16 protein-coding genes, 1 pseudogene and 1 riboswitch are annotated in these 16347 nt (G+C 64.5%); of the genes and pseudogenes, 6 read left to right on the top strand and 11 right to left on the bottom strand.

The genetic code is table 11. The annotated features are described in order from the left end of the window. Nucleotides 1-10: 10 nt before the first annotated feature. The 3 genes from FA87_RS06570 to FA87_RS06560 all read right to left on the bottom strand — a co-directional run bounded on the left by FA87_RS06570 (nucleotide 11) and on the right by FA87_RS06560 (nucleotide 3062). Nucleotides 11-1192, bottom strand: a complete 1182-nt coding sequence (locus FA87_RS06570) for a glycoside hydrolase family 64 protein (RefSeq protein ID WP_052191188.1) — start codon at nucleotides 1190-1192, stop codon at nucleotides 11-13. 211 nt (nucleotides 1193-1403) lie between these two features. Continuing rightward, complete coding sequence (locus FA87_RS06565) at nucleotides 1404-2207, bottom strand: alpha/beta fold hydrolase (RefSeq protein ID WP_197062380.1); 804 nt, start codon at nucleotides 2205-2207, stop codon at nucleotides 1404-1406. A 150-nt stretch (nucleotides 2208-2357) separates the two neighbouring features. Further along, nucleotides 2358-3062, bottom strand: coding sequence for an SDR family NAD(P)-dependent oxidoreductase (locus FA87_RS06560; RefSeq protein WP_043693217.1), 705 nt, complete (start codon nucleotides 3060-3062; stop codon nucleotides 2358-2360). Between the two features lie 142 nt (nucleotides 3063-3204). On the opposite strand from FA87_RS06560, the gene FA87_RS06555 reads away from it, so the two are divergent. Beyond that, nucleotides 3205-4122 (top strand): LysR family transcriptional regulator, encoded by a 918-nt coding sequence (locus FA87_RS06555; protein ID WP_043693214.1) that lies wholly within the window; start codon nucleotides 3205-3207, stop codon nucleotides 4120-4122. On the opposite strand, the gene mmsB is transcribed toward FA87_RS06555, so the two are convergent. Genes mmsB through FA87_RS06530 form a run of 5 tightly spaced genes read right to left on the bottom strand, consistent with a single transcriptional unit; the run spans nucleotide 4064 to nucleotide 9621 of the window. Beyond that, entirely contained in the window at nucleotides 4064-4987 is a 924-nt protein-coding gene (gene mmsB / locus FA87_RS06550; RefSeq protein WP_052191187.1) for a 3-hydroxyisobutyrate dehydrogenase, read from the bottom strand. The genes FA87_RS06555 and mmsB overlap by 59 nt on opposite strands. Further along, on the bottom strand, nucleotides 4984-6129 hold the full coding sequence (locus tag FA87_RS06545) for an enoyl-CoA hydratase/isomerase family protein (protein WP_043693211.1): 1146 nt from the start codon (nucleotides 6127-6129) through the stop codon (nucleotides 4984-4986). The genes mmsB and FA87_RS06545 overlap by 4 nt, the downstream gene beginning before the upstream one ends. Beyond that, on the bottom strand, nucleotides 6126-6923 hold the full coding sequence (locus tag FA87_RS06540; protein WP_043693209.1) for an enoyl-CoA hydratase: 798 nt from the start codon (nucleotides 6921-6923) through the stop codon (nucleotides 6126-6128). Before FA87_RS06540 ends, FA87_RS06545 begins: the two co-directional genes overlap by 4 nt. Then, nucleotides 6920-8095, bottom strand: coding sequence for an acyl-CoA dehydrogenase family protein (locus tag FA87_RS06535; RefSeq protein ID WP_052191494.1), 1176 nt, complete (start codon nucleotides 8093-8095; stop codon nucleotides 6920-6922). The genes FA87_RS06540 and FA87_RS06535 overlap by 4 nt, the downstream gene beginning before the upstream one ends. Before the next feature lie 11 nt (nucleotides 8096-8106). After that, the gene (locus FA87_RS06530; protein ID WP_043697574.1) at nucleotides 8107-9621 is read right to left on the bottom strand and encodes a CoA-acylating methylmalonate-semialdehyde dehydrogenase; all 1515 of its coding nucleotides are present in this window, start codon (nucleotides 9619-9621) and stop codon (nucleotides 8107-8109) included. 139 nt (nucleotides 9622-9760) lie between these two features. Further along, nucleotides 9761-9966: riboswitch (cobalamin riboswitch) on the bottom strand. A gap of 111 nt (nucleotides 9967-10077) precedes the next feature. On the opposite strand from FA87_RS06530, the gene FA87_RS06525 reads away from it, so the two are divergent. The 3 genes and pseudogenes from FA87_RS06525 to FA87_RS06515 all read left to right on the top strand — a co-directional run bounded on the left by FA87_RS06525 (nucleotide 10078) and on the right by FA87_RS06515 (nucleotide 11322). Next, nucleotides 10078-10461 (top strand): VOC family protein, encoded by a 384-nt coding sequence (locus FA87_RS06525; RefSeq protein WP_043693207.1) that lies wholly within the window; start codon nucleotides 10078-10080, stop codon nucleotides 10459-10461. Between the two features lie 108 nt (nucleotides 10462-10569). Next, nucleotides 10570-10962 (top strand): annotated as a pseudogene (locus FA87_RS06520) (aldo/keto reductase); the annotation flags it as partial. Nucleotides 10963-11133: 171 nt separating this feature from the next. Beyond that, nucleotides 11134-11322: a hypothetical protein gene (locus FA87_RS06515; RefSeq protein WP_043693206.1), complete on the top strand. Its 189-nt coding sequence runs from the start codon at nucleotides 11134-11136 to the stop codon at nucleotides 11320-11322. Between the two features lie 44 nt (nucleotides 11323-11366). Here the strand turns inward: FA87_RS06515 and FA87_RS06510 are convergent, their stop codons facing one another. Then, entirely contained in the window at nucleotides 11367-11876 is a 510-nt protein-coding gene (locus FA87_RS06510; protein ID WP_043693203.1) for an Lrp/AsnC family transcriptional regulator, read from the bottom strand. Nucleotides 11877-11954: 78 nt separating this feature from the next. Here FA87_RS06510 and FA87_RS06505 point away from each other — a divergent pair, with 78 nt between their 5' ends. Then, the gene (locus FA87_RS06505) at nucleotides 11955-12368 is read left to right on the top strand and encodes a DUF2000 family protein (protein ID WP_043693200.1); all 414 of its coding nucleotides are present in this window, start codon (nucleotides 11955-11957) and stop codon (nucleotides 12366-12368) included. Nucleotides 12369-12408: 40 nt separating this feature from the next. Further along, a complete protein-coding gene (locus FA87_RS06500; protein ID WP_043693197.1) occupies nucleotides 12409-15042 on the top strand; it encodes an excinuclease ABC subunit UvrA in 2634 nt (877 codons plus the stop codon). A gap of 63 nt (nucleotides 15043-15105) precedes the next feature. Here the strand turns inward: FA87_RS06500 and FA87_RS06495 are convergent, their stop codons facing one another. Together FA87_RS06495 and FA87_RS06490 are read right to left on the bottom strand one after the other, a co-directional pair. Continuing rightward, nucleotides 15106-15531 carry a hypothetical protein gene (locus FA87_RS06495; RefSeq protein ID WP_036114334.1) on the bottom strand — a complete coding sequence of 142 codons (426 nt, stop codon included), beginning with the start codon at nucleotides 15529-15531 and terminating at the stop codon, nucleotides 15106-15108. A gap of 128 nt (nucleotides 15532-15659) precedes the next feature. After that, entirely contained in the window at nucleotides 15660-16301 is a 642-nt protein-coding gene (locus FA87_RS06490; protein WP_239708999.1) for a DUF1345 domain-containing protein, read from the bottom strand. Nucleotides 16302-16347: the final 46 nt, after the last annotated feature.

The following is a 16347-nucleotide window of genomic DNA, read 5'->3' as shown; positions in this document are numbered from 1 at the left end:
AGCAAACTGCTTACCAGCCCACGCCCAACGTAATCTGCGTCGGCGCAGCGGTATTCACCGTCGAGCTCTGCTCCTGCGCGTCGTCATAAGCGAACCCGTACGCCAGCCGATCGATGGAATGGTCGTGCCAGAACCTGGCGTAATAGTTGGCCGGTGCGGCCTGATACCATGCAGTCGGGTCGCTCCACTTGCTTACGTCGGAAATGACGTGCCGATTGAACGCGGCGGAGATCTGCGTTTCCAGCGCTTTCTCGGCGTCGTTGCCCTGCGCAAGGCTACCCTTGGCCTCCAGGACATCCTGCGTCGTCGGCTTCTGGACCAGATATTGACCACCGACATACGCACCGTTGCCAAGGTCGACCTCGTTGAAAACCAGCGTGGTTCCCTGCACTTGCCCGCTGAAGCGACGCGCGCCGCCCCACAGATCGATCACGAGCGGCCGCGTGCTGTAGTCCGCCCACGCCTGGTCGATGTAGCTGTCGAAGTAATGCTCGTTGGGCTGCCCCGTGTCGAATGTCGACTTTCCGGGCGCCAGGATGCGCGTGTCGCTGTCCGCCTCGGAGACGAACTCCGGCGGGACTTCGGCCTTGAAAGCCGCGTAAATCGAAGCACGCGACTGCTCGATGCCGACGCGCTTCTGAAATCCACCTTCACCGGTGACGTTCAGCGTAAGCGGAAAACCGAACTGGTCGACCTGCGTGGTGTTGATCCAGAGACCGCTGTCGTTATAGGTGAACTCGTACCAGTCCAGTTTGACGTCGTTGTTCGCGTCGGTCGGGTTCTGTGGATTGGGACCGGCGAAACCCGTCAGGCCATCCGCCGCGACAAGAATCTTCAGATAGACCGGCTCACCGACCGACACGTAGATGCGGCCTGACGACATTTTTGGCAGCTTCAGGTTCTGCGCCTGAGCCAGGGTGAAGCCATGATTCGGATAGTTCTGTCCATTCTTGCTCAGATGGCCGTCCGCATCGTTGTCGCCCACCGAGGCCGCCACAAGCTGGCCGTCGGCGGATACCCAGGAGAGATTTCCCGTGACGGGATCCTTGCCCAGGATCGTCACGTAGACCTGATCATCGGCAAAGGCACCGGCCGTGTTGTTCTGAACGATTGTCGGCACGTCGGCGTAAGCCGGAAGCGCTGCACATACACCCGCCGCCAGCGTGGCCAGTGGAAGGACCAAAGCCAGCATACGGCGGCGGCCTGCGGAACGAGCGGTTTGAATATTCGTTGTCACCATGAAGCATCTCCTTGCGTTAACGAAACGAGAGCATGCGCATGGCAGGCAGGAATGTCTGCCTTATTTCGGATAAGCGGACCGCATGACCGGCGCAATGGCCCGTACTGTGACGGGACTTCACTCCCATTCGTGCGACCGCCGTTAACGTGGCGTCGGCGACATGTTAGTCGCGCAGAAACTCACGCAAAAAGGCATTGAAGCGCTCGGGATATTCGACAGGCGGAAAATGTCCGCACTTCGGAACGACATGCAGAACGGCACCGCATGCCTGATCGCACATGAGCTGACCCGCGGCAACCGGTGCACTCGCGTCGTCTTCTCCCACGATCACCATCAATGGGATAGCCGTCTCGGCGAATCGTGCCGCCAGCCGGTCTTTGAGGTCGAGCGTCGCAACGAGATCCCATAGCGAAGCGTGAAAGCTCGGGTCTTGTCTATGCAGCAGCTTCCGGAACCGGTCGGACACTTCGGGATGTTGTGCACGAAACGCTTCGGGGAACCATCGCGCCAGATGCGCCTCTGCCATGATCGCCATGCCGCCGTCACGCGTAGCGCGCACACGATCACGCAGCATCTGCCTGACCGTCTCGGGGAACGTGCAGGATGTGGCAACGAGTGTCAGGCTCCGGACCATCGATGGCTGCTCGATCGCCAGGGCCTGAGCGACCATGCCACCGAACGAGATGCCGACGACATGGGCGGATGCGATATCCAGCGAGGCTAACGTCTCCGCCACCTGCGTCCCGATGGCCTCGAATGTCGGCGCGCTGTCGGGAGCGCCGGACAGACCGTGACCCGGAAGGTCGAGCGCTACGACATCTCGATCGCCCGCGAACTCCGCGAACTGCGCATCCCAGATACCGAGATCGAGCCCCAGTGCGTGAAGAAACACGATCGGCGACGCACCCGGTGGCCCCGAGCGCACGACGTGGATGGCATCTGGAGCGCGTGCGGACAAATCATTCACGAATGAATACCCTTCAGTCGATATCAGCTCCCGCCCCCGCAGGAGAGCGCCGAGCATACGGACGCGAAAGCTGCCGCGAAAGAAGGTTCGCCACGGCACCTAACGCTAGAGCGGGATACCTTGACCGGAGCGTCGCGCTGCTTTTCCCGCTCACCAGGGCACGACACGCCCCAGATAGTCGAGGTAATGCAGCCCCTGGCGCCCCGCATACGTCGTCATGGTGTCGACCAGGTTCGGAATGCTCTCCTGAATGGTCAGACGCGCCTCAGGGCCGCCCATGTCGGTGCGAACCCAGCCCGGCGCCATGAGCAAGAGCGTGCGCGGGTCGTCCTTGTGACGTGCGGCGAAGCTGCGCATGAACATGTTGAGTGCGGCCTTGCTGCCTCGGTAAACCTCGTGATTGCCGTTGGTGTTGTTGGTGAGGCTGCCCTGCCCTGACGACATGATCCCGATCGTCCCGTCGACTGTCACAAGATCCTGCAGGGACTCGATCACGCGCATGGGACTGAGCGCATTGGTGACCATCACGCGGATGAACTCGTCGGTGGACACGTCGGCTATCGTCTCCGCGTCATCGTTGGTCACCCCCGCGTTGACGAAAAGCACGTCCACCGTCCGCGATGACAGTCGGGCCTTGAGGGCGGCGACATCCTCGACCACGGTCGTATCGAGGACCTCGACTTCAAGTGCGCCGTCGGACGACGCTGCCAGTTCACGCAGCTTTCCGGTTGAGCTGGCCCGCCCCGTAGCGATGACGTGCCAGCCACGCCCGAGGTATTCCTCGACCATCGCGAATCCGAGGCCGCGCGACGCGCCAATCAGGAGAATGGTTTTCTGTGAGGACGGTGCTTGCATGAGCTACTCCGGTTACGAGGGGCCCGCGCTCCGGGCCGGTCCTCCCAACGTAGCGACGACGCAACCGGGGCGGAAGACGCGCGACAGTCAGTCCATACCTGCACCAAACGCCTTATCTGATCCGATCGCGATACGATGGGTCATGGACGAACCCGACCTCAACCTCCTCGTCGCCCTTGACGCTCTGCTGGCCGAAGCGAGCGTCGCAGGCGCGTCACGACGCCTGGGGCTCAGCGCGTCGGCCATGAGTCGCACGCTGACGCGCTTGCGCGCCGCCACACAGGACGAACTGCTGGTCCGGGCCGGGAGGCGTATGGTGCTGACGCCGCACGCCGAAGCTCTGCGCGAACGCGCCCACGGCCTGCTCCAGGACACGCGAAGCGTTCTCCGCCCGGCGGTCACCGAAGACGGGATCGCCTCCCTCCGGCGCACGTTTACGATCCGCGCCAACGATGGATTTGTCGAGGTGTTTGCGGCCGAACTCATCGGCGCGGCCAGCCGCGCAGCGCCTGGCGTCCGCTTGCGTTTCGCCCCGAAAGCGGAGAAGTCCGCGGTGCCGCTCCGCGAAGGACTGGCCGATCTCGAGATCGGCGTCCTCGGCGGCATGGGACCCGAAGTCCGCGTGCAGGCGTTGTTTCGCGACCGTTTCGTCGGTGTGATCCGGCGCGGCCATCCGCTGGCCGATGTCGATCCGATGACGCCCGAGTCGTACGTGGCGTACGGCCACGTTGTCGCCTCACGTGCAGGCCGCAGCGAGGGTCCGGTCGATGCCGCCTTGGCCGCAAGGGGTCTTCAGCGCGACGTCGTTTCGGTCGTGCCGAGCTGTCAGGCGGCTCTGGCGGTGACGCTGGCATCCGACCTGATCGGGCTGGTTCCGGCCTCGTTTCTTGCCAGCCCGCCCGATACCGTTCGCGTCTTCGACCTGCCGGTCGAAACGCCGACCATCACGGTGTCGCAGATGTGGCATCCAAGGCTGGAGAACGAGGCTGGACATCGCTGGCTCAGACAGTTGGTGCGCGAGGCTTGCCAGGATCGTCTTGCGCAGCTGACATCAGCCTGATCACGCTGGAGAAATCCAGCTCCCCATTCCCCGCCTTACTATTCAACGCATAAAGATTGCGCGCCAGCTCCCCGAGTGGAATCGAGGCCCCCACACCGACTGCCGCCTCGGTGACCAGCCCGAGATCCTTCAACATCAGATCGTTGCCGAAGCCACCGGTGTAACCACGCGATGCCGGCGCGTTCGGCAGCACACCCGGCCACGGATTGCACACCTCGGTAGCCCAGCTGCGCCCCGTGCTCACCGCCATCATCTGCGACAGCACGCCCGCGTCGAGACCGTGCGCGACGCCCAGGGCGAGTGCTTCACCGGTAACGGCCATGATCACGCCGAGCGCCATGTTGTTGCATAGCTTGGCCACCTGCCCCGCACCGCTCGCGCCGACGTGGAAGATGTTTTTCCCCATAGCTTCTAATACGGGCCGCGCACGATCCAGCACCGCGGCGTCACCCCCGACGATGAACGTCAACGTTCCCATTGCCGCACCTGCCGTGCCGCCAGAAACCGGCGCATCGATCATCGCCAGCCCGCGACCATGGGCCGCCTGCGCGACCTTTTTCGCCGATGCCGGTGCGATCGTGCTGCAATCGACGACGAGTGCACCATCGGGAATGGCGGCCAGCAGCCCCGCGTCTCCCAGATAAAGCGCTTCCACATGCCGGCTGGCGGGAAGCATCGAGATGACGATCTCAGCGTCGCTCACCGCATTGGCAGCGCTCGCCGACGCGGAGGCTCCTGCGGCAACCGCCGTATCGACCGCCGACTGAACGAGGTCGAAGACCCGCAGGGCATGCCCTGCCTTGAGCAGATTCGCGGCCATCGGGCCACCCATGTTGCCCAGCCCGATAAAAGCGATGCGACTCATGCGTACGACTCCGGTTGACTGCCCAGATCGGCAAGCGGATGCGCTTCCGCGCTGAACGGTGTATTGAAGAAAGATTCGGCCCAGCTCGATGTCGCCTCGGCCAGCGTTGCCGGGTTCCAGCGCGGTTGGCGGTCCTTGTCGATCAGCAGCGCACGGATGCCCTCCGCGAAATCGCCGTGTGCGGCGCAATGCAGCGACACGATGTATTCGAGGCGAAAGGTATCGGCGAGAGAAAGCGTCGACGCGCGGCGCTGCAGCTCGAAGCCGAGCCGCGCGGAGCCAGGCGCACCGCCAAGCAGCGCCGTCCTTGCGTTCTGCAGCCAGGTATCGTCATCCTGGATCGCATCGATGGCGCCAACGATATCGTCGAGCCGCTCGTTGCCGCAGACCTCGCGGATCAGAGCCGCGTGCGCTTGCAGCGGACCGGGTGACACCGGCTGCTCGATGGAGCGTAGAACCGCAGTCAGCTTGTCGTGGTTGGCGCTCGCCGAACTCGACCAGTTCGCGTTGGACAGCGCGTTCATGACCTCCGGACGCGCATCCTCGGGAATGAAGTGGTCGGCGAGACCCGCATGGATGGCATCGCCCGCGCCGAGCGGCGCGCCGGTGAGGGCCAGGAACATGCCGCCGCGATCGGGCACACGCGACAACAGCCAGCTGCCTCCCACGTCCGGATAGAGTCCCACGGTAATTTCCGGGAAGGCGAGCTTCGACCGCTCGGTGACCACACGGTGGCTTGCTCCCGCCATCAGTCCAATGCCGCCACCCATGACGATGCCGTGCCCCCAGCAGAGGATCGGTTTGGCATAGGTGTGGATGCGATAGTCCAGCCGGTACTCGGTCGAAAAGAACTCACTGGCATACGCGTTACGCGTGATCTCACCGCCGCCTGCGTCCCGGTAGTCGACCATGCTTCGATACAGGCCATGCAAGTCGCCGCCCGCGCAGAAGGCCTTGTCGCCGGCTCCCTGCAGGACGACCACCGCGATAGCGTCGTCGTCGGCCCATGCGCGAAGCTGGGCATCCAGCAGGCTCGCCATCGTCAGTGAGAGCCCGTTGAGGGTCTTCGGAGCATGGAGCGTCGCGATGCCGATACGTCGGCCATCACGCCCGTCGCGCTCTTCGAACAGCACGTCGCTCATGCGTTCTTCCACTCTGCCGGGCGCTTCTCGAGAAAGGCGTGTACGCCCTCCGTCTGATCGGCGCTGTCGAACAGGTCGACGAAGGCTTCGCGCTCGGCGACGAGCGCGGCGGCGTGCGTCTGAGTGCGCGTCGCCTGCACCAGGCGCTTGCAGGCCGTCACGCTGGTGGGGCTCTGCTTCGCGGCACGCGCTGCCCATGCGAGCGCGGTATTCAACCCTTCGCCTGGGGGAACCACGTCTTCCACTAATCCGATGCGCAAGGCCGTCGCGGCATCGACTCGCTCGCCGAGCAGGATCATCCGCTTCGCCCAGCCCTCGCCGACCAGGCGCGGCAGGTTCTGTGTACCGCCGGCACACGGCAGCAGTCCCACACCCGCTTCCGGCAAGGCCATCTGCGCGTGTTCCTCGGCGATGCGAAGGTCGCATGCGAGTGCACATTCGAGGCCGCCACCCATCGCATAGCCGTTGATGGCCGCGATGCTCACGCCACGGAACGCCGACAACGCCTCGAAGGCCTCACCGAACCGACGGGCGGCTTCACGCGCCAGCGCGCGGTCGCCATCCGCGAACTGCTTGAGATCGGCGCCGGCCGAGAAGAATTTCTCCCCCTCGCCCGTCACCACCAGGGCGTAGACATCACGATCCGCATTCAGCGCCGCGACGAGATCGCGAAGCGCGGAAAGGCTATGTACCGTCCAGGTGTTGGCTGGCGGGTTGATCAGCGTCACGATGGCCGTGTGGCCTTCGAACGCCAGCCTGAGCCCCGTCCAGTCGGTGTCCTTGTAACCGGTCATCGCAACTCCTCTTCAGTGTTGAGCAAGTGGCGCGCCACGATCACGCGCATGATTTCGTTGGTGCCTTCCAGTATCTGATGCACACGGCTGTCGCGCAGCAACCGTTCGATCGGGTACTCGCGAATATAGCCATAGCCGCCATGGAGCTGCAGGGCGTCGTTGCAGATGTTGAATCCCGCATCGGTGGCGAAGCGCTTGGCCATGGCGCACCACACCGTGGCGTCGTGACTGCGTGCGTCGAGCTTGCGCGCCGCCGTGTGCACCATCTGTCGAGCGGCGACCAGCTGGGTCGCCATATCGGCCAGCTTGAACTGCAAGGCCTGGAACTCGCCCAGCTTGCGCCCGAACTGCCGCCGCTCACCGAGATAACGCCGCGCGGCGTCCAGGGCGCCCTGTGCGGCACCGAGTGAACAGGCGCTGATGTTGATCCGCCCACCGTCCAGACCCTTCATGGCAATCCGAAACCCTTCACCCTCTTCGCCCAGAAGGTTCGACGCCGGCACACGAACGCCGTCGAACGTGATGCCCCGCGTAGGCTGACTGTTCCAGCCGAGCTTGTCCTCCTTACGCCCATACGTAATGCCTTCGGCGTCGGCGGGTACGGCGAACGCACTGATACCACGCGCACCCTCGCCCCCCGTGCGGGCCATGACCACGAGCATGTCGGTAGCGCCGGCTCCCGAGATGAAGGCCTTGCTGCCGTGGAGCACGTACGCGTCACCATCACGCACGGCGCGCGTCTGCAGAGACGCCGCATCGGAACCGGCGCCCGGCTCGGTCAGGCAGTACGACGCAAGCTTCGCCCCACTGCACAGCGTCGGACCCCATTCGGCACGCAACGAAGAACGTGCATGCGTCGCCAGCATCCACGTCGCCATGTTGTGGATACTGATGAACGCCGCGGTGGATGGATCGGCGGCGGCGAGTTCTTCAAACACAATCGCCGCATCCAGCCGGGTCAGCCCGCTGCCGCCGGCCGCTTCGTCGACATACAGGCCGCAGAAACCCAGTTCGCCCGCCTTGCCGATGGCCTCACGCGGAAAGATGCTCTCGGCGTCCCAGTGCGCCGCACGCGGCGCCAGTTCGGATGCCGCAAAATCGCGCGCCGCCTCGCGAAACGCCATCTGCTCGTCGCTGAAGCCGAAACCGTGCCCCATCACAGGAATGTCCATGACGGCCGCCATCACTTGAGACTGATCGTCGTATTGACGCCGTGGCCGCGCGTGTCATCGTCGAACCAGCGCGACGTGATCGTCTTGGTCTGCGTGTAGAACATGACCGCCTGCTTGCCGTAAGGGCCCAGGTCGCCTAGTTTGGACGCGCGCGATCCCGTGAAGGAGAACAGCGGCACCGGCACCGGGATCGGTACGTTGATACCGACCTGCCCCACATCGATGTCTTCCTGAAAGCGACGGGCAGCCGCACCGCTCTGCGTAAACACGGCCGTACCGTTTCCGTTGGGATTGGCGTTGACCAGATCGATCGCTTCGTCCAGCGTGTCGACCGTGAGGACGACCAGCACGGGCCCGAAGATCTCTTCGTCGTAGATACGCATGCCAGGCTTCACGCCCGAGAAAATCGTCGGCCCCACGAAGTTGCCCTCGTCGTAACCCGGCACGCGAAAGCCGCGACCGTCGAGCTCCAGCGTCGCCCCCTGCACCACACCGGCGTCGATCAGGCGCTCCACGCGCTCACGCGCTGCTGATGAGATCAGTGGACCGACATCGGTGCCCGCTTCTATGCCTGCGTTCACCCGCAGCGCCTTCGCTCTGGCGACGATGTCGGGAATCCACTCCCGCGCGTTACCGACCAGCACCGCCGTCGATGCCGCCATGCAACGCTGCCCGGCCGCACCGAAGGCGGCACCGACCATGGCATTGAGCGTCTGCTCCTTGTTGGCGTCGGGCAGAACGACAGCGTGATTTTTCGCCCCCATCATGCACTGCACGCGCTTACCGGCTTGCGATGCACGGTGATAAACGTGCGTACCGACCTTTGTCGATCCGACGAAAGACACCGCCTTGATGTCGACGTGATCGCAGATGGCGTTGACCACCTCCTCGCCCCCGTGCACAACGTTGAGCACGCCCCTGGGAATGCCCGCCTCCTGCGCCAGCTCGACCAGCCGCATGGTGACCATCGGGTCCTGCTCCGACGGCTTCAGCACGAAGGTGTTTCCCGTGGCGATGGCCATCGGAAACATCCAAAGGGGGATCATCGCCGGAAAGTTGAACGGCGTGATGCCGGCGCAGACACCCAGCGGCTGCAGCAGTGTGTACGTGTCCACGCCACCGGCCACGTTGTTGGCCAGCTCGCCGAGTTGCAGATTGCCGATGGCCGCCGCGTGCTCCACCACCTCGAGGCCACGGAACACGTCGCCTTCGGCGTCCGGCAGTGTCTTGCCCTGCTCCGCCGTGAGGATCGCCGCCAGTTCCGCCATGTGTTCGCGGATCAGTTGCTGGTACCTGAGGAAGATGCGGGCCCGCGTCCCGATGGGCGTTTTGCGCCAGGTGGCGAACGCGCGCCGGGCGGCGGCGACGGCCGCATCCACCTCCCGGGACGTGGCGAAGGGTACACGAGCCAGGACGATCTGCGTCGCCGGGTTCACCACATCGCGCCATTGTGGGGTCGCCGACTCGACGAACTCACCGTCGATCAGCAGTTTGACGGTCGCGACATCGGTCGCGGCACGATTCATCTCGTTCATGATGCTTGTCTCCATATCGCTCACCCGCGAAACCGGGCGTGCGTGAGCGAGACAAGTCGGTTCGAGGCCACGGACGCCGCATCGAGCCAGCTCGTCCGGTTGCCCACCGCAACACCCGAGGAAGACACCGCAAGCGGTGCCCACCACGGGCCGGTCTCCGGGCTTGCGAGCGATGCGATCCGCATCACCCCGACACCTTCCCGCGTTGCCGCAGTGGTTCTGAGTCGGGTTTTCTCGCCTACCGTTGCGGGGGCAGCGCCGGCATCGGACCGGCTTCCCGTTTCACCCTGCGCACCGGAATGGCGGCGGCAGGACACCTGTGGCCAGCGGGAGTGTAGGCGGCGACGCGGCGAGCGACACGCTGCGATGCAGTAAAGGCGCCTTGGATGCCGCCACGGATTCCGACTAAGCTGCGCGGATCAGCCGTTCCACGCCCAGGAGATCCTCATGATCGACCACACCGGCGCCACCGTCAGCGACTTCGAGCGCAGCAAGCAGTTCTATACGACCGTATTGGCCTCCATCGGCTATGAACTGATCGTGCACTTCCCCGCCTCGAAAACGGGACGTACCGACGTGGCGGGTTTCGGCGAAGACGGCAAGCCGGATTTCTGGATCTACCAGGGCACACCCAATCAGCCGCCGGTACACGTCGCCTTTCGAGTGAGTTCGCAGCAGCTGGTGCGGCTATTTCATCAGACGGCGCTGGATGCGGGCGCGAGGGACAACGGTCCGCCGGGCCCGCGTTCGCACTATCACGAAGGCTATTACGGCGGTTTCGTGCTGGATCCGGATGGCCACAACATCGAGGCGGTGTTTCACGCCGGCTGATGGAAAATCATTGATGAACTGCCCGCACAGGCTCGAGCCGTTTATCCCACTTAATGGCTGGACCCCCGGTCGGTAGCATGGCGTCATGGCTACCTTCTGGAGATCACCATGAAAAAGCGCGTTCTCGGTAAAAGCGGCCTGGAGGTCTCAGCCCTCGGCTTTGGCTGCATGGGCCTCAATTTCAGCTATAGCCACGCGCTGAGCAGCGACGAGTCAGTCAAGCTCATCCGCGAGGCGGTGGACCTGGGCGTCGATTTCTTCGATACGGCCGAGGTCTATGGCCCGTTCACCAACGAGGAAATCGTCGGTAAGGCCCTTGCGCCGATGCGCGACCGCGTCGTCATCACGACGAAGTTCGGCGTCGCGTTCGATCCGGAAACGAACAAGCAGACGGGTCTGGACAGCCGCCCGGAGAACATTCGCAAGGCCGCCGAGGGATCGCTCAAGCGTCTGGGCATCGAGCAGATCGATCTGCTCTATCAGCACCGTGTAGACCCGAACCGGCGGCAGACCTCCCCCGCACTGACCCTGCTGGTGGATGCGCGACGTTATCGTGGCTGAATCGCCCACAATCCCTTGACGTTTCCGCGATTGACACCATCTCGTAGGTAGCCGAGGATCGAATCAGGCCGCGCCCGGGTCCCGGGGCCGCGCAGCAAGCAGGAGTCACCCATGAGCCAACGTTATCTCGTCCTCGCCGCCTTGTTCGCCCTGGCCGTCGTGTTCTTTCTCGCCGGTTCGGTCACAGGGACGTTGCTGCTCGTCGCCGCTGGCGTCGTGACGGAGACGGCCTTCTGGTTCAATATGATGCAGCAGCGCCGGATGCAGCGGATCAAGGTTCGCGCGCGACGCGATCGCTGAGCCTCCCGTAAGTCGGCGTCAGAAACCCCGCACCGCGGGGTTTTTTATGTCGCCCCGGAAGCCTCCTCCGCACTCGGCCCCCGCTCCAGATACGTCGACAGAGCGATATAGCTCCGCGTCCCCTTGAATCCCTCCATCGCGTGAATCCGCTCCAGGAGGTGCTCGAGCCCCCGCGTATCGGCCGTCCGCACCTTCAGCAACATCGCGCTCTCTCCCGTCACGGTGTGGATTTCCTCCACCTCGGGAAAGGCCTGCAGCGCCAGCAGCTGGCGTGTCACCGCCCAGCTGGTCGTGTCCACGTGGACGAAGGTCAGCAACGGACGCCCGACCTTCACTCCATCGAGCACAGCCACGGTGGCCTTAATGACCCCATCCCTGCGCAGCCGCTTCACCCGCTCATGCAGCGCGGGTGCGGAGAGATGCAGCCGTTCGGCCAGCTCCGCGTAGCTGAGGGTGGCATCGGTGGAGAGCGCGCCTAATAATTTTCGGTCGATCGCGTCGAGCCGGACCGCGTCGGGGGTATCGCCCGGAATGGCTTTCGTTTTTTTCGTCATGGCAGTCTGTTGCCCTTTCGCCGAATGACATTCGGCGTTTTACTGAATCAGCCTAACAGACTGCGAAGAATCTTTGACATGACCACCTTCGACACCCGCGTCGCCATCCTCGTCCGCAGCGACTTGCTGACATGGCAGAAGCTCAACGTCACCGCCTTCCTGGCCACCGGCATCGCCGGAGCGGCGGCGGATGCCATGGGCGAGCCATACATCGATGCGGCCGGACGTCACTACGCGCGCCTGCTCGGGCAGCCGATGCTCGTGTTCGGTGCCGATGCGACGCAGCTCGCCCATGCGCATCGCGTCGCCATCGAACGCGACGTGACCCGCGCGATCTATGTCGAGGCGATGTTCTCCACCGGCCACGACGCCGCCAACCGCGAAGCCTTCCTGGCGGAAGATGCCGACGCGCCCCGCCTCGTCGGCATCGCGTTACGCGGGCCTCGCAAGGCGATCGAGAAAGCCACGAAGGGCGTGCCCCTGCACACCTGATTTCACGGGAACCGCAAGCCGGGGCTGCGATAATCCCTGGATGACCAAGCGTAGATCCCCGCCCTCTTCGACCGACCTCCATGGCTTCGTGCGTGTACGTGGCGCACGCGAGCACAACCTCAAGAACATCGACGTCGTGATCCCTCGCGACTCGCTCGTCGTGTTCTCCGGGGTGTCGGGATCGGGCAAGTCGTCACTCGCTTTCGGGACGCTGTACGCGGAAGCGCAGCGACGCTACTTCGAGTCGGTGGCGCCTTATGCGCGACGCCTGATCGACCAGGTCGGCGTGCCGGACGTCGACGAAATCGAGGGGCTGCCGCCCGCGGTGGCATTGCAGCAGCAGCGCGGCACGCCCGGAGCACGCTCATCGGTGGGTAGCGTAACCACGCTGTCGAGTCTCGTGCGCATGCTCTACTCGCGTGCGGGCTCGTACCCCGCCGGCCAGGCCATGTTGTTCGCCGAGGATTTCTCGCCCAACACGCCGCAAGGTGCCTGCCCGCACTGCCACGGCCTGGGCCGCGTGTACGAGGTGACGGAGGCGTCGATGGTGCCGGATCCCACGCTGACCCTGCGCGAACGCGCCATCGCGTCATGGCCACCGGCATGGCACGGTCAGAACCTGCGCGACATTCTGGTCACCCTCGGCTACGACGTGGACGTGCCCTGGAAGGACCTGCCAAAGAAGCAGCGCGACTGGATTCTGTTCACCGAGGAAACCCCGACGGTCCCGGTCTATGCCGGCTTCACGCCAGCGGAAACCCGCGCGGCACTGAAGCGAAAGACCGAACCCAGCTACATGGGCACGTACATGGGTGCGCGGCGTTACGTGCTGCACACCTTCAGCACGACGCAAAGTCCGCTCATGAAGAAGCGCGTGTCGCGCTACATGATCGGCAGCGTTTGCCCGGTCTGCGATGGGAAGCGCCTGAAGCGCGAGTCGTTGTCCGTGACTTTTGCAGGGCTGGACATCGGAAGCCTGTCCGCGTTGTCATTCGATGCACTCGTCGATACGTTGAAACCGGCAGCCGAGGGGCGGTTCGACGATTTGGCCGAGTCGACGACACGCAGCCGCGCCGCGGGCAAGCGCGCGAATGCGAAGCGCGTAGCCGCCGGCGGCGCCGCGCACGACGGGTCATCGGACGTGCGGCGCACCCCCAACCTGTCCGAGGAAAAACGTATCGCTGCTCAGCGCATCGCACAGGATCTCGTTGCCCGCGTGGGTACGCTCCAGGCACTCGGCCTTGGCTACCTGTCGATGGACCGATCGAGTCCCACGCTGTCACCCGGCGAGTTGCAGCGGCTTCGCCTGGCCACGCAGATCCGATCGAACCTGTTCGGCGTCGTCTACGTGCTCGACGAACCGTCGGCCGGCCTTCACCCGGCGGATGGCGAGGCCTTGCTCACCGCGCTGGAGCAACTGAAGCGATCGGGCAATACGATCTTCGTCGTCGAGCACGATATGGACGTCATGCGTCGCGCTGACTGGCTGGTCGACGTCGGCCCGGATGCAGGCGAGCGCGGCGGCGAGATTCTTTACAGCGGTCCTCCCGATGGTCTCGCCGATGTGGCGCTGTCGCGTACCGCGCGTTATCTGTTCGGTCACGAGCGGCCTCTCGAGCGGTCACCTCGCCCGGCATCGCGCTGGCTCGATCTCCGCGGCATCACACGCAACAACCTCCATAATCTGGATGCCGCCTTCCCCATCGGTCTGTTTACCGCGGTCACCGGCATTTCCGGCTCGGGCAAGTCCAGTCTGGTCAGCCAGGCGCTGGTGGAACTGGTCAGTGAGCACCTGGGCCACGAGCTGCCCGCCCCGGAGGATGAAGGCGATGACGCGGCACCCAGCGTCATCACGAAGACCGGCGGTCGCATCCACAAGGGCGCCGACGCCATCACGCGACTGGTCCAGGTCGACCAGAAGCCGATCGGGCGCACGCCTCGCTCCAACCTCGCGACGTATACCGGACTCTTCGACCACGTGCGCAAGTTGTTTGCCGCGACAAAGGCGGCCAAGGCGAAACGTTACGACGCCGGGCGCTTTTCGTTCAACGTGGCGAAGGGGCGCTGCGAAACCTGCGAGGGCGAGGGATTCGTCAGCGTCGAGCTGCTCTTCATGCCCAGCGTCTATGCACCCTGCCCCGCGTGCCACGGTGCGCGCTACAACGAGGCCACGCTGAAAGTGCAGTGGAACGGCAAGAACATCGCCGACGTGCTGCGGCTGACGGTCGAGGAAGCCTGCGAGTTTTTCGTCGACGAGCCAGCGGTGATGAAGCCGCTGTCGCTTCTCTATGACATCGGGCTTGGCTACCTGCGCCTCGGACAACCCGCCACGGAACTATCCGGCGGCGAGGCGCAGCGGATCAAGCTGGCGACGGAACTGCAGCGGTCGCAGCGCGGGAGCAATCTTTACGTACTGGACGAGCCGACCACCGGGCTGCATCCGTCGGATGTGGACAAGCTGGTGGCGCAGTTGCAGGAGCTGGTGGCGGCCGGCAATACAGTGGTCGTCGTCGAGCACGAGATGCGCGTGGTCGCCGGAGCCGACTGGGTGATCGACGTCGGTCCCGGCGCGGGTGACGAGGGCGGCAAGATTGTCGCCTGCGGGCCACCGCGGCTGGTCGCCAGCGAGACGACGAGCCGTACGGCGCCTTATCTGGCTCGGGTACTCGGGTGAACGGCGGCGCCGACAGGGGCAGGCCCCATCGACGACCGGGCGCTGCCCTCGTGGGAGCTGCCCTCAGCTTCCCTCGGCAACCGCCGGCAGCTCGCTCACGTCACGCACGCTGTATACATCGATGGCATACGGATGCTGCGCGTCGCCAGTCGCCTTGAAGCGTCCGAACACCGTGGCATCGGCACGGGTGCCTTTATTGCTCACCGTGCGTCGGAATGAGGACACATCCCGCTTACCCGCGGACTTGTCGTCCATTGCGAGGTCCACCGCGCCCTTGCACTGCGCATCTGACAGCGTCGTCGTCTTGCCCTCGCTGCTGGCCACGCCACGGACGGTCACCGTCGTGTTGAGGTAGCGGGCGGCCGTGCCGAGCACCGAGCAGATCGACTCGGGTGGTGTGTCGTCCTCGGAGCGAGCGACCGCCGCGTTACTGGCGATAACGAGGACCAGGGCGACCCCCGCCGCCCGTGCGAACGTCTGGATTGTCATTTGGCTTCCCCCTTCTCTTCTCAAGCCCGTCAGGGCCCCTGCCGTATGGACGGCTAATCGAAGGACACCGCGTTTGCGGCGTCGCGTCAATAAGAAAAATGGGCAGTAGGGGGTGAACTTATTCCCGATCAGGCCTTGCCGGCGGCGATGTTCACGCTGATGGCGATGATGAAGACGTTGAAGAAGAACGCGATCGCGCTGTGCATCAGCCCGATCCGGCGCAGGTACCGGGTGGTGATCTGGACATCGGAGACCTGGAAAGTCATGCCGATGGTGAAGGCGAAATAGGCGAAATCCCAGTAATCGGGTTCCTCATCACCGGGGAAATCGAGCCCCTGGTGTGGCTTGCCGAACTCTCCGTAATACCCGTGGGCGTAATGCAGGGAGAACAGGGTATTCATGAAGGTCCACGCCAGGATGATGGTGGTCGCGGCCACCGCGATGGCCAGTGCCCCGCCCTTGTCGCTGGAGTTCAGCTCCGTCGTGACCGCGCCGAGCACGACGGCGGAGAGGACCACACCACTGAGCAGCGTGGTCCACCGGCCGGTGTCCTGTTGCTTCGCCTGCCGCCGCATGGTGGCCGGACTGGCACCGACGAATATCCGCAAAAGCAGGACGAAGTACACGACGGCACCCAGATCGAATCCCAGCAGCAGCGGCAACGACCGTGGCATGCCGCTGAATTCCAGCGCCGCCGCGGCAACCACCGCCACGGCGGCGCCCACCAGCAGGCGTGGGCGGGCGTGGGCGTAGCGGATCGGACCCCACACTTTCCTGCGATGAGGCGCTGATTTTTGCGGCGTTTCGGTCATGAAA

Origin of the sequence: Luteibacter sp. 9133 (assembly GCF_000800155.1) — a bacterium.
In the GTDB taxonomy this organism is placed as follows: Bacteria; Pseudomonadota; Gammaproteobacteria; order Xanthomonadales; family Rhodanobacteraceae; genus Luteibacter; species Luteibacter mycovicinus.
The sequence above is the reverse complement of the archived record's forward strand: the minus strand, read 5'-3'. Positions and strand labels throughout refer to the sequence as shown.